19 protein-coding genes and 1 pseudogene are annotated in these 25200 nt (G+C 67.0%); 5 read left to right on the top strand and 15 right to left on the bottom strand.

Translation table 11 applies throughout. From position 1 onward, the window contains the following. Window positions 1–6: 6 nt before the first annotated feature. The 6 genes and pseudogenes from AADZ55_RS10855 to argC all read right to left on the bottom strand — a co-directional run bounded on the left by AADZ55_RS10855 (window position 7) and on the right by argC (window position 5753). A complete protein-coding gene (locus AADZ55_RS10855; RefSeq protein ID WP_085324806.1) occupies window positions 7–489 on the bottom strand; it encodes an arginine repressor in 483 nt (160 codons plus the stop codon). Beyond that, a complete protein-coding gene (gene argF / locus AADZ55_RS10850) occupies window positions 486–1412 on the bottom strand; it encodes an ornithine carbamoyltransferase (protein WP_085324805.1) in 927 nt (308 codons plus the stop codon). Before argF ends, AADZ55_RS10855 begins: the two co-directional genes overlap by 4 nt. Next, window positions 1409–2599: an acetylornithine transaminase gene (locus tag AADZ55_RS10845; RefSeq protein ID WP_085324804.1), complete on the bottom strand. Its 1191-nt coding sequence runs from the start codon at window positions 2597–2599 to the stop codon at window positions 1409–1411. Before AADZ55_RS10845 ends, argF begins: the two co-directional genes overlap by 4 nt. Then, the gene (gene argB, locus AADZ55_RS10840; protein WP_085324803.1) at window positions 2596–3486 is read right to left on the bottom strand and encodes an acetylglutamate kinase; all 891 of its coding nucleotides are present in this window, start codon (window positions 3484–3486) and stop codon (window positions 2596–2598) included. The genes AADZ55_RS10845 and argB overlap by 4 nt, the downstream gene beginning before the upstream one ends. Beyond that, window positions 3483–4697 carry a bifunctional glutamate N-acetyltransferase/amino-acid acetyltransferase ArgJ gene (gene argJ / locus AADZ55_RS10835; RefSeq protein ID WP_085324802.1) on the bottom strand — a complete coding sequence of 405 codons (1215 nt, stop codon included), beginning with the start codon at window positions 4695–4697 and terminating at the stop codon, window positions 3483–3485. The genes argB and argJ overlap by 4 nt, the downstream gene beginning before the upstream one ends. Next, window positions 4694–5753 (bottom strand): annotated as a pseudogene (argC, locus tag AADZ55_RS10830) (N-acetyl-gamma-glutamyl-phosphate reductase). Before argC ends, argJ begins: the two are co-directional and overlap by 4 nt. A 655-nt stretch (window positions 5754–6408) precedes the next feature. On the opposite strand from argC, the gene AADZ55_RS10825 reads away from it, so the two are divergent. Next, the gene (locus AADZ55_RS10825) at window positions 6409–9480 is read left to right on the top strand and encodes a PE family protein (RefSeq protein WP_341286291.1); all 3072 of its coding nucleotides are present in this window, start codon (window positions 6409–6411) and stop codon (window positions 9478–9480) included. A gap of 122 nt (window positions 9481–9602) precedes the next feature. Here AADZ55_RS10825 and pheT read toward each other — a convergent pair whose 3' ends face one another. The 5 genes from pheT to AADZ55_RS10800 form a co-directional block, all read right to left on the bottom strand. Further along, complete coding sequence (pheT, locus tag AADZ55_RS10820; protein WP_085324799.1) at window positions 9603–12116, bottom strand: phenylalanine--tRNA ligase subunit beta; 2514 nt, start codon at window positions 12114–12116, stop codon at window positions 9603–9605. Continuing rightward, window positions 12116–13165 carry a phenylalanine--tRNA ligase subunit alpha gene (gene pheS / locus AADZ55_RS10815; RefSeq protein WP_207569071.1) on the bottom strand — a complete coding sequence of 350 codons (1050 nt, stop codon included), beginning with the start codon at window positions 13163–13165 and terminating at the stop codon, window positions 12116–12118. Before pheS ends, pheT begins: the two co-directional genes overlap by 1 nt. Before the next feature lie 195 nt (window positions 13166–13360). Then, window positions 13361–14155: a rhomboid-like protein gene (locus AADZ55_RS10810; protein WP_085324798.1), complete on the bottom strand. Its 795-nt coding sequence runs from the start codon at window positions 14153–14155 to the stop codon at window positions 13361–13363. 21 nt (window positions 14156–14176) lie between these two features. After that, a complete protein-coding gene (locus AADZ55_RS10805) occupies window positions 14177–15091 on the bottom strand; it encodes an adenylate/guanylate cyclase domain-containing protein (protein ID WP_207569070.1) in 915 nt (304 codons plus the stop codon). Window positions 15092–15193: 102 nt separating this feature from the next. Further along, complete coding sequence (locus AADZ55_RS10800) at window positions 15194–16135, bottom strand: PE family protein (protein WP_085324796.1); 942 nt, start codon at window positions 16133–16135, stop codon at window positions 15194–15196. A 361-nt stretch (window positions 16136–16496) separates the two neighbouring features. Here AADZ55_RS10800 and AADZ55_RS10795 point away from each other — a divergent pair, with 361 nt between their 5' ends. After that, window positions 16497–17552, top strand: a complete 1056-nt coding sequence (locus AADZ55_RS10795) for an oxygenase MpaB family protein (protein WP_085324795.1) — start codon at window positions 16497–16499, stop codon at window positions 17550–17552. Between the two features lie 6 nt (window positions 17553–17558). On the opposite strand, the gene AADZ55_RS10790 is transcribed toward AADZ55_RS10795, so the two are convergent. From AADZ55_RS10790 to infC, 4 genes are all read right to left on the bottom strand, one after another. Continuing rightward, complete coding sequence (locus tag AADZ55_RS10790; RefSeq protein ID WP_085324794.1) at window positions 17559–18329, bottom strand: TrmH family RNA methyltransferase; 771 nt, start codon at window positions 18327–18329, stop codon at window positions 17559–17561. An 18-nt stretch (window positions 18330–18347) separates the two neighbouring features. Further along, window positions 18348–18737 carry a 50S ribosomal protein L20 gene (rplT, locus tag AADZ55_RS10785; RefSeq protein WP_085324793.1) on the bottom strand — a complete coding sequence of 130 codons (390 nt, stop codon included), beginning with the start codon at window positions 18735–18737 and terminating at the stop codon, window positions 18348–18350. A 61-nt stretch (window positions 18738–18798) separates the two neighbouring features. Next, on the bottom strand, window positions 18799–18993 hold the full coding sequence (gene rpmI, locus AADZ55_RS10780) for a 50S ribosomal protein L35 (protein WP_085324792.1): 195 nt from the start codon (window positions 18991–18993) through the stop codon (window positions 18799–18801). 40 nt (window positions 18994–19033) lie between these two features. Then, a complete protein-coding gene (gene infC, locus AADZ55_RS10775; protein ID WP_085324844.1) occupies window positions 19034–19639 on the bottom strand; it encodes a translation initiation factor IF-3 in 606 nt (201 codons plus the stop codon). 418 nt (window positions 19640–20057) lie between these two features. Here infC and lysX point away from each other — a divergent pair, with 418 nt between their 5' ends. The 3 genes from lysX to AADZ55_RS10760 are packed head-to-tail and all read left to right on the top strand — an operon-like array spanning window position 20058 to window position 25187. Then, entirely contained in the window at window positions 20058–23393 is a 3336-nt protein-coding gene (lysX, locus tag AADZ55_RS10770; protein ID WP_085324791.1) for a bifunctional lysylphosphatidylglycerol synthetase/lysine--tRNA ligase LysX, read from the top strand. Window positions 23394–23450: 57 nt separating this feature from the next. Beyond that, window positions 23451–24920, top strand: coding sequence for an alpha/beta hydrolase (locus tag AADZ55_RS10765; RefSeq protein WP_085324790.1), 1470 nt, complete (start codon window positions 23451–23453; stop codon window positions 24918–24920). A gap of 9 nt (window positions 24921–24929) precedes the next feature. Continuing rightward, a complete protein-coding gene (locus AADZ55_RS10760; RefSeq protein ID WP_085324789.1) occupies window positions 24930–25187 on the top strand; it encodes a hypothetical protein in 258 nt (85 codons plus the stop codon). Window positions 25188–25200: the final 13 nt, after the last annotated feature.

The raw sequence follows: 25200 nt of genomic DNA, 5'->3' as shown, positions 1-25200 counted from the left end.
ATCTCCTTACCGAATGTTCTCGAAGGTGCCGGCCAATTCCGCGCCGGTCATTGGCTCGCGGGCAACCACGAGGATGGTGTCATCGCCGGCGATGGTGCCGACCACCTGGGGCAGGGCCGCGCGGTCGATGGCGCTCGCCAGGTAGTGTGCGGCGCCCGGTGGCGTCCGCAATACCGCGAGGTTGCCGCTCGCGTCGGTCGACACCAGCAACTCACCCAGCAGGCGCGACATCCGGTCGGTACCGCCCGACACGCCGCGGACGGGGCTGCCGTCCTCGGGCACGACGTAGACACCCGTGCCTCCGTCCGCGCCGCGCAGCTTTACCGCGCCCAGCTCTTCAAGATCACGTGACAGCGTGGCCTGGGTGGCCTCGATCCCCTCCGCGGCCAGTAGTGCGGCCAATTCGCTTTGACTGCGCACCTCGGCCGACGACAAGATCGCCACGATGCGTGCCTGGCGGCCGGCCCGGTTCGCGCTGACTTCGGTCATCCGGACCGCTCCAGCAGCCACACCAACAGCGCCTTCTGCGCGTGCAGCCGGTTTTCCGCCTCGTCCCACACGGCGCTGGCCGGTCCATCCATCACCTCGTCGGTGATCTCGTCCCCGCGATGGGCCGGCAGGCAATGCAACACCATTGCGTCCGCGTCGGCCGACGCCAGAAGTTGCGAGTTGACCTGGTACGGCCGGAACGGCGCGACGCGGTCCAGCCCGTCGTCCTCCTGCCCCATCGACGTCCAGGTATCGGTCACCACCACGTCGGCGCCTGCCGCTGCCGCGTTGGCGTCTGCGGTCACGGTGACCGAGGCGCCGGTCGCCTGCGCGCGCTGCTCGGCCGCGGCCAGCACCGACGGATCGGGCAGGAAGCCGTCGGGAGCCGCGACGGTGACATGGATGCCTGCCGTCACCGCGCCCAGCATCAACGAGTGGGCCATGTTGTTGGCGCCGTCGCCGAAGTAGGACAGCCTCAAGCCGCCTAGTGATCCCTTGTGCTCGGCGATGGTCTGCAGATCGGCCAACACCTGGCACGGGTGGAACTCGTCGGAGAGCGCGTTGACCACGGGCACCGTCGCGGTGGATGCCATCGCGGCGAGCCGCTCCTGGCCGAACGTCCGCCAGACGATGGCATCGACGTACCGGGACAACACTTTTGCGGTGTCCTGCAGGGTTTCCTCCCGCCCCAGCTGGGTGCTGCGGCTGTCGACGACGACGGCATGCCCGCCCAGCTGCGCAATGCCCACCTCGAAGGAGAACCGGGTGCGGGTGGAGTTCTTGTCGAAGATGACCGCAACCCCGCGCGGCCCGTCCAGGGGACGACGGCCGAACGGGTCTTTCTTTAGCTCGGCGGCCAGCTCGAGGACCTCGGCCTGTTCGGCTGGCGACAGGTCATCGTCACGCAGAAAGTGCCTGGTCACGGGGCCCCCCGCGGCCAGTCCAAGATGCCGGGCAGTGCGGCGACGAAGCTTTCGAGCTGGGGCTCGGTGATGATCAACGGAGGCGCTAGCCGAATGACGTTGGGCGCGGCCGCGTTGACCAGGAAGCCAGCTTGTCGGGCGGCCACCTCGGCGTCCTTGGCGCACGACGACGTCAGCACGATGCCCACTAGCAATCCGCGGCCACGCACCTGGTCGATCAGCGGGTGGTGCAGCGATTCGATACCGTGCCGCAACGACTTACCCAGTATTTCGGCGCGGCGGACCAGTCCATCGCCCGCCAGCACTCGCAGCACCGCGAGCGCCGCAGCGGTACAGATCGGGTTTCCGCCGAAAGTGCTGCCGTGTAGGCCGGGGGTCAGCAGCTCCGCCGCCGGCCCGACGGCCAGGCAGGCCCCGATCGGCAGCCCGCCACCGAGCCCCTTCGCCAGGGTCACCACGTCGGGGGTGACGCCGTCGTGCTGGTGGGCGAAAAAGGCGCCGGTTCGGCCCACTCCCGTTTGCACCTCGTCGAGCACCAGCAGGGCGCCGTGTCGCGCCGTGATGTCCCGGGCGGCGGCAAGGTAGCCCTCGGGCGGGACGATGACACCACATTCCCCCATGATCGGTTCCAGGAACACAGCGGCGGTGTCGTCATCGACCGCGGCGGCCAGCGCGTCGGCCTGACCGTACGGGACGTGTGTGACGTCTCCGGGCAGCGGCGCAAACGGTGCCTGCTTGGCCGGCTGCCCGGTCAGCGCCAGCGAGCCCATCGTGCGGCCGTGGAAGGCTTCTTGTGCGGCAACCAGTTTCGTACGTCCGGTGAGCCGGGACAGCTTGAACGCCACCTCGTTGGCCTCGGCGCCGGAGTTACAGAAGAACACTCGCGTCTGCTTGTCGGCGCCCAGCAGCGCGACCAGCTCCTCGGCGAGCGCGATACTCGGTTCGCTGGCATACAGATTGGAGGTGTGGCCCAGCGTCGACATCTGCTGCGTGACGGCTTCGAGAATTGCGGGGTGGCGATGGCCCAGCACGTTGACCGCTATGCCGCCGAGCAGGTCAACGTAGGTCTTGCCGTCCACGTCGGTGACCACGGCGCCGTCGCCGCTGGCCAGGGCCACGGGTGGGGTGCCGTAGTTGTTCATCATCACGGCTTCCCACCGCTGCCGCATGTTGTCCGTCCGTGTCATCGGCGGCTCACCACCTTGGTGCCGGTGCCAGCTTCGGTGAACAACTCCACCAGCACACAATGTTCGACCCGCCCGTCGATAACATGGGCGCTGGGCACGCCACCATCGACCGCCCGCAGACAGGCCTCGACCTTGGGGATCATGCCCGACTCCAACGTGGGCAGCAGTTGCGCCAGTGTCGCGGTATCGATTTCGCTGACCAGCGAACCCGGGTCCGGCCAACTGGTGTACAGCCCTTCGACATCGGTAAGCATCAACAACTTTTCGGCCCCCAAAGCTTCGGCCACCGCCGCCGCGGCGGTGTCGGCATTGATGTTGTGCACCACGCCGTCGGCATCCGGCGCGAGCGTCGACACCACTGGAATACGGCCCGCTGCAATGAGATCCAGCATCGCCGCGGTGTTGACCTGATCGACGTCTCCAACCAGGCCGATGTCGGTGGCCACACCGTCGACGGTGACACTACGCCGCACCGCAGTGAACAGTTGCGCGTCTTCACCGGTGATACCAACGGCATACGGTCCGTGCGCGTTGATCAGGTTGACCAGCTCGCGGCCCACCTGCCCAAACAAGACCATCCGGGCCACGTCGAGCACTTCGGGTGTGGTGACCCGGAATCCGCCCTTGAAGTCACCCGCGATGCCAAGCCGCCGCAGCATGGCGGTGATCTGCGGTCCCCCGCCATGTACCACCACCGGATAGATGCCACAGTTGCGCAGAAACGCCATATCGGCGGCGAACGCGCGCCGCAGCGCGTCGTCGGTCATCGCGTTGCCGCCGTACTTCACAACGACGACCTTGCCGTGCAGCTGCTTGAGCCAGGGCAGGGCCTCGGCCAGCACCTGCGCCTTCACCTGGGTGGGTATCGCGGTGGTATTCAGGGTCATGAGCTGTAGGCCGAGTTCTCTTCGACATAGGCATGCGACAGGTCGGTGGTCCGGACGGCGGCCTGTCCGTCGCCAACACCGAGATCGACGGTAATGTCGATGACCGCGTCGGACAGGTCCACGTCGCGCGCACCCGGAGCTCCGACTCCGTCGATACATACCGCAGAACCGTTGAACGACACGGTGATCCGATTCGGGTCGAGAGTGACCGGTGCCATCCCGACGGCGGCGAGCACCCGGCCCCAGTTCGGATCGGAGCCGAACACCGCGGTCTTGACCAGGCTGTCGCGGGCGATTATCCGGGCAGCGATCAGCGCGTCGTTCTCGGTGGCGGCACCGGTCACCGTCACGGTGACCCGTTTGGTGACGCCTTCGGCGTCGGCTTGCAGCTGAGCGCACAGATCGTCGCAAACCCGAAGCACGGCATCGTCGAGATCGCTTTGGGACGGCGCGATTTCACTGGCGCCCGACGACAGCAACAGCACGGTGTCGTTCGTGGAACAGCAGCCGTCGATATCGAGCCGGTCGAACGTGCGGGCAGCGGCGCGGCGTAGCGCCTGTTCGAGCGCTACCGGCTCGGCGACCGCGTCGGTGGTGAGCACGCACAGCATGGTGGCCAACGACGGCGCCAGCATGCCCGCACCTTTGGCCATCCCGCCGACCGTCCAGTTGTTGTGATGGTGCAGCGCAACCTGTTTGGGCACGGTATCGGTGGTCATGATGGCGTGGGCGGCTTCCTCGCCGCCGGTCAGCCCGCCATGCATCTCATGCACCACGTGAGTGACACCGGCAAGCACCTTGTCCATCGGCAGCCGGTCGCCGATCAGCCCGGTGGAGCAAACGGCGACCTCGATGGCCCCGGTGTCGGTTCCCCAATCCGACAATGCGGTGGCCACCGCCTCCGCGGTGGCGTGGGTGTCACCGAACCCGGCCGGCCCGGTGCAGGCGTTGGCGCCCCCGGAGTTGAGGATTACCGCACGCAGCTGCCCGCCGGTCAGCACTTGCTGGGTCCACAGCACCGGTGCCGCTTTGACCTTGTTGCGGGTGAACACTCCGGCGGCGACGTAGTCCGGGCCCTCGTTGAAGACCAGCGCGAGATCCAGGGCGCCGGATGCCTTGATCCCGGCCGCGACGCCTGCCGCCCGAAAGCCCGCCGGGGCGGTGACTCCTTGGGCGCGCAGCAGCCTTGTCGCGTCGGCTAGATGCGTCATGGCGCGACCCCGACCACCGATAGGCCGTCTGTCTCTGGCCAACCCAGCGCCAGGTTCATCGACTGCACCGCGGCACCACCGGTGCCCTTCACCAGGTTATCGATCGCGGCGATCGCCACGAACGTTTGCGCGTCGTCGTCGACCGCGACGGCGATGTGCGCCGCGTTGCTGCCGATCACCGCGCCGGTGCGGGGCAGCTGCCCGTCCGGCATCAGATAGATGAATGGTTCGCCACCGTAAGCCTTTTCGTAGGCCGCGCGCAGCTGGGAAAGCGGTGCACTAGTGCGTGCGGTGCAGGTGGCCAGGATGCCGCGAGACGTCGGGATCAGCACCGGGGTGAACGACACCGCGACGTCGCGGTCGGTGACGGCGCGCAACCCCTGCACGATCTCGGGGGTATGGCGGTGGGCACCGGCGATGTTGTAGGCCCGTGCCGATCCGATGACTTCCGAGCCCAGCAAGTCGGGCTTGACCGCGCGACCGGCTCCGGAAGTACCGCTGACGGCAACCACCGTGGCCGTGGGCTCGATGAGATCTTCGGCCACCGCCGGCAGCAGGGCCAGCAGGGCCGCGGTCGGATAGCAGCCCGGCACCGCTATGCGACGCGTGCCGCGCAGCCGCTCCCTCGCACCGGGCAGCTCGGGTAACCCGTACGGCCAGCTGCCGGCGTGCGGGGAGCCGTAGAACCGCTGCCACGCCGCGGCGTCGGTGAGCCGGAAGTCCGCCCCGCAATCCACGATCAGGGTTTGTGGGCCGAGTTGTTGTGCCAACGCGGCCGAATGTCCGTGCGGCAAGGCCAGGAAAACCACGTCATGGCCAGCGAGCGCGGCAGGCTCGCTGTGTTCGAGGATTCGTTGGGCAAGCGGGGTCAGATGCGGATGGTGCTCGCCCAACGTGCTGCCGGCACTGGCCGCTGCGGTCAGCGCACCGATCGTCAGCCGGCCCTCGAAGTAGGCCGGATGCCCGAGCAGCAGCCGGAGGATTTCACCGCCCGCATAGCCGCTAGCGCCGGCAACCGCCACCCTTGTCACGTTGGCCACCTGACCGATTCTGCATTATTATGCATAAGTTTGCAAACTCATTCCGTCGTGGGCTGCGCCCCAGCGTCGAGTTAGTGGGTAACTTGGCCACCAAAACGCCGAACAATCGCGACGCTCGACAGACTCGGGCGAGCGCGATCGCCTTCGCGAGCTGTTGGGCACGGGGTTGGCCAGAGCCGAAATGATGCCACCAAATCGACAGCCGACCAGAACTCGTCAGAAATAGTACCTATCCGAGGCGGCGGTCAAATCCTCGACGGTCGATGCCTTCGCACTCGAGAGACACACCCTAGCGGTCGCGCGTTGGCCCCGTCATATCACCGCTTGTCCGATTGGGGTTGCACCTCAGCCGGTTCGCGTTTCGGTTTTCATTGCACACCAACATATTTCATGCCACCACCAGGGGGCTCTTCGGACTCCTGAACTACTCGATCTAGCCGCTCGCCGAGCTCGGGCCGCTCGAAGGTTCGCGACGCACACCGGGCTTCACCTCGACCCAGCAAGGTGTGTCCCGGCCGGCTGGCGGCGGGCGGCGATGATAGGACATCGAGTTTGCGTCCGCGGAAATTCTCGTTTTCCCTCACATGACATGGAACACAATTAAGCTCGATTTCCCGTGAGGCAGATCAACTAGCTGCGCTGGCCCGCAGGGAGTCGAAGGGAAGATCGCCATGTCGTTCTTGCTCGCGAATCCGGATTTGGTGACTGCGGCGGCCGCCAATCTGGCTGGTATTCGCTCGGCACTTAGCGAAGCAGCTGCCGCCGCATCGACCCCCACGACCGGGCTGGCGGCGGCTGGCGCCGATGAGGTGTCGGCGGCTGTCTCGCGGCTGTTCGGCGCGTACGGCCAGCAATTTCAAGCGCTCAACGCCCAGGCGGCGGAATTTCACGCCGAGTTCGTGAGCTTGTTGAACGGCGGCGCGGCTGCCTACACAGCCGCCGAGGCCGCTAACGCGTCGCCGATGCAGGCCCTGCTCAACGCGGTAAATGCGCCCGCCCAGACGCTACTGGGGCGCCCGCTAATCGGCGACGGCGCCGATGGAGCGGCGGGGACCGGGTCAGGGGCCGGCGGAAACGGCGGGCCCGGTGGACTGTTGTACGGCAACGGCGGCAACGGCGGTGCCGGCGGGCCCGAAGGCGGTGCCGGGGGTAATGGCGGGGCCGCCGGGTTGGTCGGCAACGGCGGTGCCGGCGGCGCCGGCGGCGCGAACGGATCCGGCGCCGGCGGGGCGGGTGGCGCCGGCGGTGGCGGCGGGCTGTTGTATGGCAATGGCGGGGCGGGTGGTGCTGGCGGCATCGGCTCAACGGTTGTCGGCGCCGGCGGGGCCGGCGGCAATGCCCTCCTGTTCGGCAACGGTGGTAACGGCGGAAGCGGGCCGTCCGGCGGCGCCGCGGGCCACGCCGGGCTCGTGTACGGCAACGGTGGCGATGCGGGGGCGGGGTCGGGGCTGACCGGCGCGGACGCCGGGTTGATCGGTAACGCAGGTGCCGGCGGTTCCAGCACCTCGAAGGCTGGCGGCGGCGGGGGAAATGCACTTTTCGGCAACGGTGGTGACGGTGGATCGAGCACCATCGCCGCCGGTGGCAGTGGCGGAAATACGCTGGTCGGCAACGGCGGTGCCGGCGGCGCCGGCGGTGCCAGCGATCTCACCGGCAGCGGCTTGGCTGGCGGTGCCGGCGGCAACGTCGGCCTGTGGGGCTTCGGCGGTGCCGGCGGTGCCGGCGGCACCGCCACGTCACTGCTGGGCGTCGGCATGAACGCCGGGGAAGGCGGCCGCGGTGGCAATGCCGGGCTGCTTTACGGCAACGGCGGTGCCGGAGGGGCCGGTGGCACCGGTGGGGATACGACAGTGCCACTATTCGGCTCCGGCATCGGCGGTGCCGGGGGTGCTGGCGGCAACGCCAGCTTGTTCGGCGACGGTGGGGCAGGTGGCACCGGCGGTACTGGTGGGACGAGTAGCTCCCTCGCCAGCGCCACCAGTGGAGCCGGCGGGGCCGGCGGGGCCGGTGGCGTCGGCGGGCTGCTGTACGGCAACGGCGGGAACGGGGGCGCAGGTGGCACCGGCGGGGCTGCTACCAACGTATTGGCTAACGCCGGTGCCGGCGGCGCCGGCGGCGCCGCGGGCAATAGCTTCATTGGCAATGGTGGGAACGGTGGGGCAGGTGGCACCGGTGGGGCCGCAGCGCTATTTAGCTCCGGCGTCGGTGGTGCCGGCGGCAACGCTGGTAACGCTTTCCTTCTTGGCAACGGCGGTGCCGGCGGCGTCGGTGGTACCGGTGGGGCAAACTCTGGCACCTTGTTCGCAAGTCCCGGCGGTGCCGGCGGTAACGGCGGTCACGGTGGTACCGGCGGATTGACGTACGGCAACGGTGGGGCTGGTGGGGACGGCGGCGCCGGTGGTAGCACCGCTGACAATGGCCTTGAGGGCGGCACCGGCGGTATGGGAGGTACCGGCGGTGCCGCCATCTCGTTCGGTAATGGTGGGCACGGTGGCGCCGGTGGCACGGGTGGGGCCCACAGTGGCGGCAACGGCATCGGCGGTAAAGGCGGTGCTGGCGGAATCGGCGGCAACGGCGGACAACTGGTCGGCGACGGCGGGACCGGCGGAACCGGCGGCGAGGGCGGCGCCGGGTCCGGCACTAAGGCCGGCGGGGCCGGTGGCGACGGCGGCCACGGCGGCGACGCCGCCTTGATCGGTCGCGGCGGTGACGGTGGAGCTGGCGGCGCCGGCGGCGCCGGCAGCCCGGCCGGGGCCCCCGGGAATGGCGGTGCCGCTGGCACCGGCGGGGTTTTGTTCGGCCAGGGTGGGACCGCCGGTGCGCCGGGTGCAGCTGCGGTGGCGGCGGCCAGCCTGAGCAGCAGTGTTCCCATCCTTGGGCCGTACGAAAACCTCATCGCCAACACGGTCGCCAACCTGGCGAACCTCGGCACTACCTGGCTTGCTGACCCGGCGCCGTTCCTGCAACAGCTCCTCGCCAACCAGTTCGGCTACGGCCAGCTGACCCTAACCGCGCTTACGGATGCCGCCAGGGACTATGCCATTGGGCTGGCTGGCATACCGCCGAGCCTGCAATTGGCCTTGCAAGCCCTCGCGGCAGGCAACGTCAGCGGCGCGGTGAGTGACGTGTTACAGGCGGTGGCCAAGCTCTTCGTCAGTGGTATAGACGCAAGTGACTTGTCGAACATCCTGCTGCTCGGCCCGGTGGGAGACCTGTTCCCCATCCTGAGCATCCCGGGTGCCACGTCGCAGAACTTCACCAATGTGCTCACGACGGTCATGGACACCAACATTGCCTTTTCGCTTGATACTTCAACCTTGACCGGGGTGATGACCTTTGGATTGCCGCTGGTGATGACCCTTAATGCCGTGGGTTCGCCGATCACCACGGCGATCGCGTTGGCAGACAGCACGACCACGTTCATCAGCGCGGTGCAGGCCGGAGACCTGCAGGCGGCAGCTACGGCACTGGTCGGTGCTCCCGCCAACGTCGCCAACGGCTTCCTCAATGGCGAGGCCACGCTGCCGCTGGCTCTGCCAACATCGGCGACAGGGGGGATTCCGGTGACGGTCCACGTTCCCGTCGGGGGCATCCTCGCGCCTCTTCAGCCCTTCCAGGCTACGGCGGTGGTACCAGTCATCGGGCCGGTTACCGTGACGCTCGAAGGTACGCCCGCCGGTGGCATCGTTCCCGCACTGGTGAACTACGGGCCCGCGCAGCTAGCGCAGGCAATCGGCGCTTAGGGCGTGTCGCCCGAACCTCTGACCGCATCTGCCGTCGCTTCCCGTAATACCGCGGCGAGGTGCGAACGCGGCACTCGGAAATGCCGTCGTCACATTCCACGTTGACGCGTGGTTGCCCTACTTCAACTACGCAGGATGGCGCCGACCCGCTCGGCCGCACATTGCACCGCGGCTGCGCGGGCCGCGCTCGCGTCGTCTTCGGTCAACGTGCGATCCGGCGCGCGGAACCGGAGCGCGAAGGTCAGCGACTTGCGTTCCGCACCGATCTGCGGGCCGGTGAAGACATCAAACAACTGAATGTCCTCCAGCAGGTCGCCTGCCCCCGCGCGAACGGCGTCGGCCACCGCCTGAGCGGGGACGTCCGCGGACACCACCAGGCTCACGTCCTGGAACACCGCCGGGAACGGCGACACCCTGGGCGCCGGCAGTGCCGCGACGGTGGGAATCGCATCCAGGTTCAGCTCGAGCGCGCAGGTGCCCTTCGGCAAGCCCGAGCGCTCCAGCACTGCGGGGTGCAACTGCCCCGCGTGACCGACGGAGGCTTCCCCGACGAATATCTCCGCGCACCGGCCCGGATGCCACGGCAGATGATGGGCCGGCCGCAGGACCACGTCCACGCCGCTGGCGCGCGCGATGATGCGCACCGCTTCGAACGCGTCCGCGGCTTCAGCCGGTCGGCCCGGACCCCACGGACCTCGCGGTTCGCGCATCCCGGCCAGCACCGCGGCGACGTGCTGGGGTTGCCGGGGCAGGGACGCGTCCAACATCGCGATCTCGTCATCCGTCGGCCGCCGGTCGACCGGGATCAGCCCGACACCACGCGTCTGCTTGGTCGGCTGCACCACCTGTGCGACGGCAAACAGCGCGGTATCGACCAGGCCTCGGGACACATTGCGCCCCAGCGCTTCCAGCAGGGCCGGCAGCAGGGTGCTGGCCAGTTGGGGACGATCCGCTTCCAGCGGGTTGAGCACGTGCGTCGTCACGCGCCGCGGATCATCGGCCGGCAGCCCCCACAGCTCGAACACACCGGCAGGTAGAAACGGTGTCGGCAAGATCTCGACATACCCCGACAGCGCCAGCGACCTACCTATCGCGCGGCGACGCCGCTGCCTAGCCGTTAGACCACGACCCGCGGGTGCCGACGGCAGCACCGACGGGATGACTTCCAGCCCCTCCATCCGCAGCACCTCCTCGACGAGGTCGGCGGGTTGGCGCAGATCCGGCCGCCAACTCGGTGGAGTCACGGTCAAGATGTCGGCGCCCTCGGCACCTTCAGCCACCCGAGCGCCGATCTGAGCCAGGCGCCTGGCCGTCACGCCCTGCGGATAGGCCACCCCGGCGATGCGGTCCGGCAGATCGACGGCCATCTGGATAGGGGGCAGCGACCAATCATCACGCGGCGGGTCGCCCCGCCAGTCGGTAAGGGTGGCAGACACCACTCCCCCCGCGATGTCGGCGAGTAGCCTTGCGCACCGGTCCAGAGCGGCCACGGAGATGGCCGGGTCCACCACACGCTCATAACGACGGGCGGCCTCGCTAGGCAGATGCAGCCGCCGCTGGGTGCGCGATACCGCGGCCGGGTCCCAGACCGCCGCCTCCAGTAGGACATCGGTGGAGTCGGCCCGCACTTCGGTGCTTGCCGCACCCATCACGCCGCCGATCGCCGCGGTCGCGACCTCGTCGACGATAAGGACATCGGCCGGGTCGAGCCGGCGCTCGATGTCGTCGAGGGTGACGACGGTCTCGCCGGGCCGGGCGAACCGCACGTCGAAGGCTCCGTTGATCCGGTTGCGGTCGTGGGCGTGCATCGGGTGGCCGAGTTCGAGCATCACGTAGTTGGTCACGTCGACTGCCGGGGAGGTCGCGCGAATGCCACATAGCAGCAGCCGGCGCTGCAACCACCAGGGCGATACGGCGGCGGGGTCGATCCCGGTGACCGGACGCAGCGCGAACCGCCGCACCCCCGTTTCGGGCCGCACCGTCAGCGGCCAGGCCCGGCCCTCGACGGGTAGCGGCGGCACCACCTGCTTGCTGGCGGGGTCGACAAACTCCAGGTCGTAGGCGCACGCGATCTCGCGGGCCAAACCACGCACCGACATGCAGTAACCGCGGTCGGGGGTGATGGCCAGGTGAAAGACCACGTCGTCGAGGCCCAGCACGCTCACACCGTCGGCGCCGGGCTCGGCGGCCCCTGGCGGCAGCACCAGGATCCCGGAATGGTCCGGCGCCAAACCGAGTTCGGCTGCCGAGCAGATCATTCCGTCGGAATTGCGGCCATAGGTCTTGCGCGCCGTGATGGCAAATCCGCCGGGCAGGGTGGTGCCGGGCAGTGCCACCACAACCAGATCTCCCACCACAAAATTCGCTGCACCACAAACGATTTCGCGCTGTTGCCGGTCGCCGATGTCTACCGAGCAGGCCCGGATCGGCTTCTTGAACCCAGTCAGCTCCTCGATATCGACCACTCGCCCCACGGTCAGCGGGCCGTCGACAGGACCGAGAGTGATGACCTCCTCGACCTCGTGGCCGATGCGCAACAGCGTCTGCTCAAGTTCGCCCGGGGACACATCCCAGCCCGGGGCGTCGGCAGCTCCAGCGTTCAAGACCTCGCGCAACCAGCTGTAAGGTACGCGCATCAGGCCCCCACTCCGAACGGCAACGAGAATCGGACGTCGCCCTCGACCATGTCGCGCATGTCGGGAATACCGTTGCGAAACTGCAGGGTTCGTTCCAAACCCATGCCGAAAGCGAAACCGGAGTAGACATCCGGGTCAATTCCGGTGGCGCGCAACACGTTCGGATGCACCATTCCGCAGCCGCCCCACTCCACCCAGTCGGCGCCGCCCTTCTTGTCGGCAAACCACACATCGACCTCGGCGGATGGTTCGGTGAAGGGGAAGAAGTGTGGCCGGATCCGCGTGCGCGCCAACGGCCCGAACTGCGCGCGCGCGAATGCGTCCAGCGTTCCGCGCAGGTGCGCCATCGACAGACCGCGGTCCACCGCCAGGCCCTCGACCTGATGGAAGACGGGAGTGTGGGTGGCGTCGAGTTCGTCGGTGCGAAACGTGCGACCGATCGAGATGATGTAGACCGGCAGCTCTCGCTGCAGCAAGGTGCGGATTTGCACCGGCGAGGTGTGGGTGCGCAGCAGCTGCCGAGAATCCTCCGGCGCGATGTAGAAGGTGTCTTGTTCGCCGCGTGCGGGGTGGTCGGGAGGGAAGTTGAGGGCGTCGAAGTTGAACTGCTCGGTCTCCACTTCCGGTCCCTCGGCCAGTTCCCAACCCATCGCGATGAAGGTATCCGCGACGTGCTCGGCCAACATGGTGATCGGGTGCCGGGCGCCGGTCGGCTGCCGAGTCGAGGGCAACGTGACGTCGATGCCCTCGGCGACCAACACGGCCGCGTCACGCTCGGCGCGCAGCGTCGCGAGCCGTTCGTCGTAACTGCGCTGGGCGTCACCGCGGGCGGTGTTCACCCGCTTGCCGGCGTCGGCGCGCTCTTGTTTGGGCAAAGCGGCCAGCGCTTGTCGCGCCAGCGCCAGTGGCGAGCGGTCGCCGAGGTGCTCGGTCTTGACTCGCGCCAACGCGTCCAGGTTGTCCGCCAGAGCGATGGCCTGCTGGGCGGCGTTGACCGCCTTGGTCAATACTTCCGGCGCCAACATCGACTCGACGGGTTGATCACCCACGCGGCGATACTCTCCTTGCTGACGAGGTGTTTCGGGCCGCTCGCATGGTCGCGGAGCGGACGGGGACTGATGGACGCGCACGACCTGTCCGCAAACGGCGTGGCGCAAGTGGAAATCATAGGTGATTCGGACTATCCCACTCGGCGCGCGTGTTGCCGACCTGAGGGCCCCCTCATCCGCGGTGCGCGGCGGGACTCAGCGGCTCGGCACCGGCAGCGAGTCCCGCAGCAGCCGGGTGGCGCGCGCGCTGCGCCAACGCTTGAGCCCGGTGGCAGCCAGTGCACCCAGTACTCCGAAAGCCACCCCGCTCACCAAGGTCCATCCGGTATGCGCCAGCAGCGCGAAGCAAAACCCCGACGCCACCAGCAGCAACGCATACCGCACGAGTGTCCAGCGGGTGGGCCGGGCGAATCGGGCAGTCACCAGCATGCCCAGCAACAATGCAACCGCGTGGCCGGCGTCGGTGAAGCCGCCGCCGATGGCGGCAGTCGCGGCGCCCAGCGCCAACCACCATCCGATCCACGCCGGCCGCCACCGCCCGGGAATTGCCGCGGTCAGCGCCCCGAGCACCGCGAGGGCACCGTAGCTCATGCCGACGTCACTGGCCCGACTGATGGACAACGGAAGCAAGCCAACCTCGACCGCCCCGGCGAGCACGGCCGCCACCAGCAGCGTCGCCCCGATATGGCCGACGACAAATGCCACGGTTAGCCGCAGGCTGCGCAACTGCAGTTCCGCGAGCACAAGCAGACACGCCAAGCATGGTAGCCAGAAGTAGAGTGGGCCCTCGTCGATGACAAAGGCGCTGTTCCATAGCGTTCCCAGGTGTCCATGGGCCAGGTTGTGCAGGTTCGTGCTGGCGTGCCGAATCACTCGGGCGTGCACTTGGGGACCCAGCATCAGGATGGTGGTGCTGACCGATGCAAGAGCCGCCAGGTAGCCCACGGTGAACCGGACCCGGGCCAGTCCGAAGGCGATGCCGTAGATCATCGCGCTCTAATGTGCATTGCTCTAATGTGCATTGGGATTTGTCTCATCTGAGTTATCGGTAGCTGTCGACTCTCTAACAGTCTTGATGCGATAGATCATCAAGTCGGGGGGAATGCCGGTCAATTTGCTGGCAAACACGGTTTTGCGCGCCCGCCTGGCCACGACGCCCAAGGCGTCCAACTCGCTTTGCGGGATCAGGTCGAGGGTCGGGCCCGAGATCATGATGCCACCTTTGGTGGCGCGTTCCATAACCCGAGCGGCGATGTTGACGTCCACGCCGAGCCAGTCCGCGGCCAGCCGCTGTGGCCGACCGGTGTGGATGCCGACCCGCATTCGCGGTGTATAGCCTTCCACCTCAACCGACTTCACCGCCTCCTGGGCGACAAGTACGGCGCGCAGCGCCACCGCCGGATCGCGGAATACAGCCATGATCCCGTCACCCAGCCGTTTGACGATGTGCCCGCCAGCGTCCAGCAGGGGGGACTCGACAGCTCGGGCCACCTGCCGCAGCAACGTGAGGGTCGCATCGTCGCCAGCTTGCAACGACCACGCGGAGAAACCGACCAGGTCGGTGAACACCAACGTCACCTCCGGGTTTGCCGGCCGGCGGGAAACGGCCTCGGTCAAGGCCTGCCACACTTGCAGCACACTCAGACTGACCTCGCGCGACGCCGCATCGCGGTCCCCCAGCAGCCGACCGGCCGCTCGAGCCGCCGCACGCGGGCCGCCCTCACCGGCGGTCGACAGCGGATCGCCGAACTCCGGATCGCCGGGCAACATACGTCGCGCCCGGTGGATGAACGAAACCAGGCCGGGACTTTGGTTCGCGGAGCGCAGCCACTGTGCGGCAGAACGTCGCCGAGCGGCTGGCCGGGTCATGGCGATCGCCGTCTCTGCGGGCGCGCCGGACTCCGAATCGTCAGGCCCGACCTCCACCTGGCAAGGGTAGGTGGTCTGTGCTGAACCAGGCAATGACGATCGGGCTGCATGTGTCGTAAGTCGCAACGAACACGCTGATCACACGGTTAGGGTGGCGTGCTAGAAGCCGGGGACCAGGTCGGCGAGCAGCGCGGTAACAATGCCGCCGGTCTGCGGACCGCTCAATTGAATGACGGTCGGCGCCCCGTCGGTCGACGTCAGCGTGACCGAAACGGGCTGAATTGGAGCCAACAGCCCGCCAACCGGAACGCTGATCCCCGCCGAGGTGTAGCCCGATCCCTGTGGCGCCGCCAGCGACTGCGATATCGCCGTTTGGCCAAAGAGGAAGGCGTTCACCGCATCGCCAGGAGCGTGGATAACTGCGCCGGCTGCCGCCAGCGGATTCCCGGTTTGCACCGCGTTGGCAAATGCCGCGCCGCTGTTTTGCAGCGCGGTCATCGTGGTGATGGCCGGACCTATCGCATGGACGCCGTACACCAGCGGTGTGGGCGCGACGAGTGATCCGGAATCGATAACGACTTGTCCCGTGATCACGTCTGCTGACCCATTGAGCGTCATTGTCACTGGACCGAACGGGGTGTCCACACTCGTCGGATGGCTGAACGGAACGCCCAACAGCTGACCGCCACCACCGAGCAGCAACGGGGCGACGCCACCGGTGACGGCGGCGGCGGCGTAGTCGGCCGTCCCAGGCCCGATCAACGGGTGTCCCAACAACGCCTGGGCGGGCGCATTCACCGCATTCAGCAAACTCTGCTGGGCGGCCGCCTCGGCGCTGGCATAGGCAGCAGCGCCGCCCTTTAAGGCGCCCACGAACTGGTCATGAAAGGCCGCCACTTGGGCGCTGATGCCTTGAAAATCCCGGGCATAGGTCCCGAGCATCGCCGCGACGACCGCCGACACCCGATCCGCTGCCGGGGCCGCGAGCCCAACCGTGGGGGGCGCCGCCGCCGCGGCGGCCTCGCCCAGCGCCGACGCGATGCTTTCCAAATTCCCGGCCGCCGCCGTCACCGTGTCCGGCGCCACGTTGAGAAACGACATAGCCCGTCTCCTTGCAACTGGCCGCAGGAATCACGACGTGGTCATCGAACACTGTCAGCGAATAACAGTCATCGAAAAACACAGTGTACTGCTGGGCAATGCTGGTCTAGTTAAAATCTTTCTGGCGCTCTAGACAACACCTCTCACAGGAACTTTCCCCGGATTCCCGGCCCGCGAGCGCGCCTGCAGAGCGGTCCAATGTCCTCGCCCGGTTCACCGCGGCAACAAACGGCCTGATCACGCGTTTGCCACCCGGCGGTAGACAGTCGGTAACACGATGCGGCCGGAGATGCCCAAATCGTAGACAACGCACGTTGTCAACGCCTATCGTGAGCGCAGTTAAGCGCGCACGGAGGCAGTCATGACCGTCGCATCGAGCACAACCGCCGACCCGCTCGGGCCCGATTCGCTGACCTGGAAGTATTTTGGAGACCTGCGCACCGGAATGATGGGCGTGTGGATCGGCGCGATCCAGAACATGTATCCGGAGCTGGGTGCCGGTGTCGAGGAGCATTCGATCCTGCTCCGCGAACCGTTGCAGCGGGTAGCCCGGTCGGTCTACCCAATCATGGGCGTGGTCTATGACGGTGATCGAGCGGCCCAGACCGGCCAGCAGATCAAGGGCTACCACCGAACTATCAAGGGAGTCGACGCCGAGGGGCGGCGCTATCACGCGCTGAATCCGGAGACCTTCTATTGGGCGCACGCGACGTTCTTCATGCTCGTCATCAAGGTCGCCGAGTACTTCTGCGGGGGGTTGACCGACGCTGAGAAACGCCAGCTGTTCGAGGAGCACGTGCAGTGGTATCGGCAGTACGGGATGAGCATGCGACCGGTGCCCGCGTCGTGGGAAGCCTTTCAGGAGTACTGGGACCGGGTCTGCCGCGACAAGCTCGAGATCAATCAGGCGACCCTGGATGTGCTCCAGATGCGGATTCCCAAGCCAAAGTTCGTCCTGGTGCCCACGCCGATCTGGGACCAGCTGTTCAAGCCGCTGGTGGCCGGGCAGCGGTGGATCGCGGCGGGCCTATTCGAGCCGGCCATCCGGGAGAAGGCGGGAATGCACTGGACACCTGGCGACGAGGTGTTGCTGCGCGTGTTCGGCAAGTTGGTCGAGCTGGCGTTCTTCGCGGTGCCCGACGAAATCCGGTTGCACCCGCGAGCGCTGGCCGCCTACCGGCGAGCGGACGGCCGGACCCGCCGAGACGCGCCCTTGGTCGAAGCACCCGGCTTCATGGCACCGCCGCGGGACCGACGCGGGCTGCCGATGCACTACTTCCCACCGCGTGCCCATCCCATTACCCGGTCCGCGCTCGATCCCGCCAAGGCCCTGATGGAACGCGCCGGATCGCTGGTGCATTCCACCCTCTCGCTGGCCGGCCTGCGACCCGCGCGCGGCCACCGAAAGGTTGCGTAATCGGCGCTAGCCCAACGCCCGCGCGCTCTGATACAGGCAGATCGCCACGGCGGCCGCGACGTTGAGGCTCTCGGCCCCACCGGACATCGGGATGTGCACCCGGTGGTCTGCCAAGTCCGCAATTTCGGCCGACAAGCCGTGTGCTTCGGGCCCGAACAGCCATGCCGTCGGCGCCGCGAGATCGGCATCGTCCAGTGCCATCTCGCCGTCCACGGTGGTGGCCAGCACCTGCAGTCCGGCCGCTCGCAAAGCGGTGACGGCGGCGGGGGCCTCGGGTGCGGCGACGACCGGGATCGCGAAGATGCTGCCGGTGGACGCGCGCAGACACTTGCCGTTGTATGGGTCGACGCTGTGCCCGGCGAGGATCACCGCAGCGGCCCCCATTGCATCGGCGATGCGGATTACCGCGCCCGCATTCCCCGGCTCGCCGATCTCGACGGCGACCGCGATTAACTGCGGTGAACCGGTCAGCACCTCCTCGAGCCGGGTCGCCGGCAGGTCGCAAACGGCAACCAACCCGGCCGGCGTGACCGTATCGGACAGCGCCGTTGCGGCCCGCTCGGTCACCAGATGAACCGGCGCCTCTTGCGCAGCCAATAAAGACTCGTGCCGCCGCGCGGCAACTTCGGTGACGAACACCTCCCGGACCAGCCCGCGCGCCGACGCGGCCGCCACCAGGTTGGGACCTTCGGCGAGGAATCGCCCCGCGCGGCGTCGGCCTACGTGACGATGCAGTTTGACCGCAGCGGCCACCCTGGCCGAGCGTTCGGTGAGCACCGGAAATCCGGATCCGGGCTAAGCGGCCTCTCCGGAGGGGGCGTTGACGTCGTCGGGCAGAGCCGCCCGGGCGACGTCGACCAGCGCGGTGAACGCCGCCGGGTCGCTGATCGCAATGTCGGCGAGGTTTTTGCGGTCCACCTCGACACCCGCCGCCTTCAGGCCCTGGATCAGCCGGTTGTAGGTGATGTCGTTGGCACGCGCCGCCGCGTTGATCCGTGCGATCCACAACTTGCGGAACTCGCCCTTACGCGCTCGGCGGTCACGGTACGCGTAGTTCAGTGAATGCAGCTGCTGCTCTTTGGCTTTGCGGTAGAGCCGCGATCGCTGGCCGCGATAGCCTCGCGATGCCTTCAGGACGGTGCGCCGCTTCTTGTGGGCGTTGACTGCCCGCTTTACGCGTGCCATGGATATTCCTACTCTCGTTCGGACGTTATTGGTCAGGTGCCGCGGTCGGCTGGCGATACGGTCAGCCGTTCAGCAGCTTCTTGACCCGCTTGATGTCGTTGGCTGCCACCACCGTGCGGCCATCCAGGCGCCGGGTGCGGGTGGTCGGCTTGTGCTCAAGCAGATGCCGGCGGTTGGCTTTCTGCCGGACGATCTTCCCGGTGCCGGTGCGCCGGAACCGCTTCGAGGCCCCACTGTGGGGCTTGGCCTTGGGCATGTTTCCTCGATTTCTAGGTTCTGCTGTTTTCGCTGGCGAGCTAGTTCGGTGAAGCTTTGGTGTCACCGGTATCTGGCTTCGGTGGCGGCCCGGCTGGCGGTTCACCCGGGTGGCGCGCCCTGGCGCGAGTCTTCGCGCCGCGGTGCGGCGCCAGCACCATCGTCATGTTGCGTCCGTCCTGCTTGGCCGAGGTCTCAATGAATCCATAATCGGCGACGTCGGCGCCCAGCCGCTGCAGCAATCGATAGCCCAACTCGGGCCGCGACTGCTCACGTCCGCGGAACATGATGGTGACCTTGACCTTCGATCCCGCCTCCAAGAAGCGGACCACGTGCCCCTTCTTGGTCTCGTAGTCATGATCGTCGATCTTTGGTCGCAGTTTTTGTTCTTTGACGACGGTCTGCTGCTGGTTCCTGCGGGATTCGCGCGCCTTCTGTGCCGCCTCGTACTTGTACTTGCCGTAGTCCATGATTTTGCAGACCGGCGGTCTGGCGTTCGGGGCAACTTCGACAAGGTCGAGATCGGCGTCCGCGGCGACGCGAAGTGCGTCTTCGATACGCACAATGCCTACCTGCTCCCCACCTGGGCCAATCAATCGGACTTCAGGTACGCGAATGCGCTCGTTGACGCGGGTCTCAGTGCTGATGGGGCCTCCCTCGTTGGCTGCTGTTCCAGTCGCGACAGTTGCCTGGATCCGGTCGGAATCAGCGGTGGAACACACCCAATAATCAGCAAAAAAGCCCTGCACAAGCAGGGCCCAATGCCGACCGATCGCGGCCCAAAGCCGCCTGCGCAGCGCGCAGAACAGGCATTCCGAGATGCCTGTGACCGGACCGCTGAGCCTTGAGAAAGCGTTCAACGATCTCGTGGCTTGCGGTGGGAGTGGGACTCCACTTAACTGTCCCTGGCCTTCGCCGGGATGGTCGCAGCGTCCAGTCTAACAGCCATGACGCGTCATCCGGTCAACCAGCCGGCTTCGGCTGCGGCCGTTACGCGCCAATCCGGTCCGACAATTGGCTGCATCGCCGGGAATTTCCCGGCTTTTCGGAATATCCTCGCGGTCTGTGACACTCACTAAGCCTCGCGCGGCGCGTAGGCCGAACTCCCGGTATCACTGGGTTCCCGCGGCAGCCGGCTGGACCGTCGGCGTGATCGCGTCCCTGTCGCTACTCGCCAGTGTGTCGCCGTTGATTCGATGGATCATCAAGGTTCCGCGCGAGTTCATCAACGACTATCTGTTCAACTTCCCCGACACCAGCTTCGCCTGGTCCTTTGTGCTGGTATTGCTGGCCGCCGCGTTGACGGCGCGCAAACGCATTGCCTGGTTGGTTTTGCTGGCAAATATGGGCATTGCCGCGGTCGTCAACGTGGCCGATATCGCCGCGGGCGGCAACACCGCGGCCGAGATCCTGGGCGAGAACCTCGGATTCGCCGTGCACGTCGTGGCAACTGTCGTTCTGTTGCTGGGCTATCGGGAGTTCTGGGCGAAGGTCCGCAAGGGCGCGTTGTTCAGGGCGGCGGCGGTGTGGCTCGCCGGCGCGGTGGTCGGAATCCTGGCGTCATGGGGGCTGGTCGAACTGTTCCCCGGATCGCTTGCGCCGGAAGAGCGGTTGGGTTACGTGGCCAACCGGGTGGTCGGATTCGCCCTCGCCGATCCCGATCTGTTCACGGGCAGGCCGCACGTCCTGCTCAACGCGATCTTCGGGTTGTTCGGGGCGTTCGCTCTGATAGCTGCCGCGGTCGTCTTGTTCCTATCGCAGCGGGCCGACAATGCGCTGACCGGAGAGGACGAATCCGCTATCCGCGGGCTACTGGAGCTATACGGGAAGAACGACTCCCTGGGCTATTTCGCCACCCGGCGCGACAAGTCGGTGGTATTCGCACCCAGCGGCCGCGCGTGTATTACCTATCGCGTCGAGGTCGGCGTCTGCCTGGCCAGCGGCGACCCGATAGGTGACCCCAGGGCATGGCCGCAGGCCGTCGACGCCTGGCTACGGCTGTGCCAGACCTATGGCTGGGCACCCGGTGTTATGGGCGCCAGTTTGCAAGGGGCCCAGACATATCGCGAAGCGGGACTGAACGCACTCGAGCTGGGTGACGAGGCGATCCTGCGGCCAGCCGATTTCAAGTTGTCCGGCCCCGAGATGCGGGCGGTGCGCCAGGCTGTGACGCGGGCCCGCCGGGCGGGTTTGACGGTGCGCCTCCGACGGCATCGCGACATTTCCGAAGACGAGATGACGCAAACCTGCACGCGTGCGGATGCCTGGCGAGACACCGAAACCGAGCGTGGCTTCTCGATGGCGCTGGGCCGCCTCGGCGACCCAGCGGACTCCGACTCCCTGCTGGTGGAGGCCATAGATCCGCAGAACCAGGTGGTGGCGATCCTGTCGCTGGTGCCGTGGGGAACCACCGGTGTCTCCCTGGATTTGATGCGTCGTTCTCCGCAATCCCCTAACGGCACCATCGAACTCATGGTCAGCGAGCTCGCCTTGCACGCTGAGAGCCTTGGTATCAGTCGTATTTCGCTGAACTTCGCGATGTTTCGCGCAGCCTTCGAGCAGGGCGCCCAACTCGGCGCCGGCCCGATCGCCCGGTTATGGCGGGGGCTGCTGATTTTCTTCTCCCGATGGTGGCAGCTCGAGACGCTCTACCGGTCGAACATGAAGTACCAACCCGAATGGGTACCGCGCTACGCCTGCTACGAAGACGCCCGAGTGATTCCCCGGGTGGGCGTCGCCTCGGTGATCGCAGAGGGTTTCCTCGTGCTGCCATTCAGTCGGCGCGACAGAGTACACACCGGGCATCATCCGGCCGTACCCGAGCGGTTGGCGGCCACCGGCCTATTGCACCGCGACGGCTCGGCACCGGACGTGAGCGAGCTGCGGCAAGCGGACCTCACGAATGGCGACGAGGCCGAACGCCGCCTGCCCGAGCAGGTGCGAGTTCGGTTCAACAAGCTAAAGAAGCTGCGGGACAGCGGCATTGACGCCTATCCCGTAGGCCAACCGCCCAGTCACACGGTCGCACAGGCGTTGGACGCAGACGACCAGGCCAGTGTCTCGGTGTCCGGACGCATCCTCCGAATACGGAACTACGGCGGGGTGTTGTTCACCCAGCTACGCGACTGGTCAGGCGAAATGCAAGTGCTGCTGGACAATTCACGTCTGGAACAGGGCCGCACCACGGACTTCAACGCGACGATCGATCTGGGTGACCTGGTGGAGATGACCGGGCACATGGGTGCCAGCAAGACCGGAACTCGGTCGTTAATCGTCAGCGGCTGGCGCCTGATCGGTAAGTGCTTGCGGCCGTTGCCAAATAAGTGGAAGGGGCTGCTCGACCCCGAAGCCCGGGTCCGGACCCGCTATGTGGACCTCGCGGTCAACGTCGAGTCCCGTGCGCTGATCACGGCTCGCAGCAGCGTGTTGCGCGCCATCCGCGAGACGCTGTTCGCCAAGGGATTCATCGAAGTCGAAACGCCGATCCTGCAGCAGGTGCACGGCGGAGCCACCGCCCGACCGTTCGTCACTCACATCAACACCTATTCCATGGACCTGTTCCTGCGCATCGCACCAGAGCTCTACCTCAAGCGCCTATGCGTCGGAGGCGTGGAGCGGGTTTTCGAGCTCGGCCGCGCCTTTCGCAACGAAGGTGTCGATTTCAGCCACAACCCGGAGTTCACCCTGCTGGAGGCCTATCAAGCGCATGCCGACTACCTGGAGTGGATCGACGGCTGCCGCGAACTCATCCAGAACGCCGCTCAGGCCGCCAACGGGGCGCCCATCGCGATGCGGCCCCGGACTGACAAAGGCTCCGACGGCACCCACGACCGCCTCGAACCGGTCGACATCTCCGGCGTATGGCCGGTGCAGACGGTCCATGATGCGATTTCCGAAGCGCTCGGTGAACGCATCGACGCCGACACCGGCCTACCGACTCTCCGCAAGCTATGCGACGCCGTTCACATTCCCTATCGCGCCCAGTGGGATGCTGGCGCGGTGGTGCTGGAGCTCTACGAACACCTCGTCGAGTGCCGCACCGAACAACCGACGTTCTACATCGATTTTCCGACGTCGGTGTCGCCGTTGACTCGGCCGCATCGCAGCCAGCACGGTGTCGCCGAGCGTTGGGACCTGGTCGCTTGGGGCATCGAGCTGGGCACCGCCTACAGCGAGCTCACCGATCCGGTGGAGCAGCGGCGCCGCCTGCAGGAGCAATCCCTGCTGGCCGCCGGTGGAGACCCCGAGGCGATGGAGCTCGACGAAGACTTCCTGCACGCCATGGAATACGCCATGCCGCCCACCGGCGGCCTGGGCATGGGCATTGACCGGGTGGTCATGCTGATCACTGGACGCAGCATTCGCGAAACACTGCCCTTTCCGCTGGCAAAACCGCATTAACCGGAGCCGGTGCGCCCCAACCGGATCACAGGAACCCCCAAGAAATCACCGCTCCAAATGGCTCAGAATGGACTGGTGACCGCGTCAACGCCGCCAGCCGCGACGCAGCTGTTGGCAGCAAGTCACACATCGCTGATGCACGGCTGGGTACCGATCACCGTCCAGGTTGTGACCGTGGTCGTGCTGGCGCTGGCGGTTGGGTGGCGCTCCCGGCACTGGCGGCGACGCTGGCTGCCGACCGCCGCCGCTATCGGAGGCACCCTGGCCTGGGGGACGCGCTGTTACGTCGCCGGCGACGGCCTGGCCAACGAACCGCCGCCGAGCGCGCTGTGCGTCTGGGTCGCGTTGACCGGTGCGGCCGCGGCGGTACTGATCGTGGGCTGGCGCAGCGCGCGGTGGTGGCGCCGTGGCGCATCTCTGCTCGCCGTGCCCCTCTGTCTGCTCAGCGCGACCTTGATGCTCAACCTGTGGGTTGGTTACTTCCCGACCGTGCAGGCCGCGTGGAACCAACTCACCTTCGGCCCGCTGCCGTACCAGACGGATCAGGCCAGCGTTGCCGCGATGGCCGACGAGGGGACGCGGCCGGCGCACGGCAGCCTGCTTCCGGTGCTGATCCCGTCCGACGCATCGCACTTCAAGCATCGCGGCGAACTGGTGTACCTGCCGCCCGCTTGGTTCGCCCGGGAGCACAACTCACGTGCTGGGAATCCTCCGCCGCCGCGGCTGCCGGCGGTGATGATGATCGGCGGCCAGTTCAACACACCCGCCGATTGGGCGCGAGCCGGCAACGCGGTGAAGACGATCGACGACTTTGCGGTCGCGCACAATGGCAATGCTCCCGTCCTGGTCTTCGTGGACTCCGGCGGTGCCTTCAACAACGACACCGAATGCGTCAATGGACGGCGTGGCAACGCGGCCGACCACCTAACCAGAGATGTTGTGCCCTATATGGTCTCGAAATTCGGTGTCAGTCCCGAGGAGACCAACTGGGGCATAGTGGGCTGGTCGATGGGTGGGACCTGCGCGGTAGATCTGACCGTCATGCACCCCACACTGTTCAGCGCGTTTGTCGACATCGCCGGTGATCTGTACCCGAATGCGGGAAACAGGACGCAAACCATCAGCAGGCTGTTCGGCGGCAACGAAGACGCCTGGGCGACATTCGACCCGACCACGGTGATCACCCGGCATGGTCGCTACACCGGAATTTCCGGTTGGTTCGCGATCTCTACGCCGGGCCCGCCGTCACCCGGAAACTCGATCGCCGACACCCCCACGATGCGTCTGGCCGGTCGGGATGCCGCTGCCAACCCAGGCAACCAGACAGCCGCCGCCAACGCACTGTGCGCGATCGGGCGTGCCAACGGCATCGACTGCGCGGTAGTCGCCCAACCGGGCAAGCACGACTGGCCATTCGCGGATCGGGTTTTCGCGGCGACGCTGCCATGGCTGGCCGGCCAGCTGGCCACCCCGGGGGTGCCCAGGATTCCGTTGCCGGGCACGCCTGCGGCGCAGCAATCGCAGTAGCGTGGCAGCATGCCAGACGAACCGACACCTCCGGAGGCCACGACACCGAATTCGGAGTCCGATCCCGGGTACGACAGGGCGGGCGTACCGACCTTCGAATCCGTCCGCGAGAAGATCGAAACCCGATACGGAACGGCTCTGGGTGCAACGGAACTCGATACCGAGAGCCCAGCAGGCCGCCAGGTCGAAGATCAGTACGAGGAACGGCAGCGCGCAGCAGCCGAGCGCCTCGCGCGGATCCGTGAGTCGATGCGCACCGATGAGTGAGATCGCACCCAGG

It is taken from the genome of Mycobacterium decipiens (genome assembly GCF_963853665.1).
Taxonomy (GTDB): Bacteria; Actinomycetota; Actinomycetes; order Mycobacteriales; family Mycobacteriaceae; genus Mycobacterium; species Mycobacterium decipiens.
The sequence above is the reverse complement of the archived record's forward strand: the minus strand, read 5'-3'. Positions and strand labels throughout refer to the sequence as shown.

Bases quoted from the DNA above. Each gene is read 5' to 3' on its own strand.
- AADZ55_RS10855 (WP_085324806.1), bottom strand. From the start codon at position 489: ATGACCGAAGTCAGCGCGAACCGGGCCGGCCGCCAGGCACGCATCGTG.
- AADZ55_RS10845 (WP_085324804.1), bottom strand. From the start codon at position 2,599: ATGACACGGACGGACAACATGCGGCAGCGGTGGGAAGCCGTGATGATG.
- argB (WP_085324803.1), bottom strand. From the start codon at position 3,486: ATGACCCTGAATACCACCGCGATACCCACCCAGGTGAAGGCGCAGGTG.
- argJ (WP_085324802.1), bottom strand. From the start codon at position 4,697: ATGACGCATCTAGCCGACGCGACAAGGCTGCTGCGCGCCCAAGGAGTC.
- AADZ55_RS10825 (WP_341286291.1), top strand. From the start codon at position 6,409: ATGTCGTTCTTGCTCGCGAATCCGGATTTGGTGACTGCGGCGGCCGCC.
- pheT (WP_085324799.1), bottom strand. From the start codon at position 12,116: ATGCGCGTACCTTACAGCTGGTTGCGCGAGGTCTTGAACGCTGGAGCT.
- AADZ55_RS10810 (WP_085324798.1), bottom strand. From the start codon at position 14,155: ATGATCTACGGCATCGCCTTCGGACTGGCCCGGGTCCGGTTCACCGTG.
- AADZ55_RS10800 (WP_085324796.1), bottom strand. From the start codon at position 16,135: ATGTCGTTTCTCAACGTGGCGCCGGACACGGTGACGGCGGCGGCCGGG.
- AADZ55_RS10795 (WP_085324795.1), top strand. From the start codon at position 16,497: ATGACCGTCGCATCGAGCACAACCGCCGACCCGCTCGGGCCCGATTCG.
- rplT (WP_085324793.1), bottom strand. From the start codon at position 18,737: ATGGCACGCGTAAAGCGGGCAGTCAACGCCCACAAGAAGCGGCGCACC.
- rpmI (WP_085324792.1), bottom strand. From the start codon at position 18,993: ATGCCCAAGGCCAAGCCCCACAGTGGGGCCTCGAAGCGGTTCCGGCGC.
- AADZ55_RS10765 (WP_085324790.1), top strand. From the start codon at position 23,451: ATGGCTCAGAATGGACTGGTGACCGCGTCAACGCCGCCAGCCGCGACG.
- AADZ55_RS10760 (WP_085324789.1), top strand. From the start codon at position 24,930: ATGCCAGACGAACCGACACCTCCGGAGGCCACGACACCGAATTCGGAG.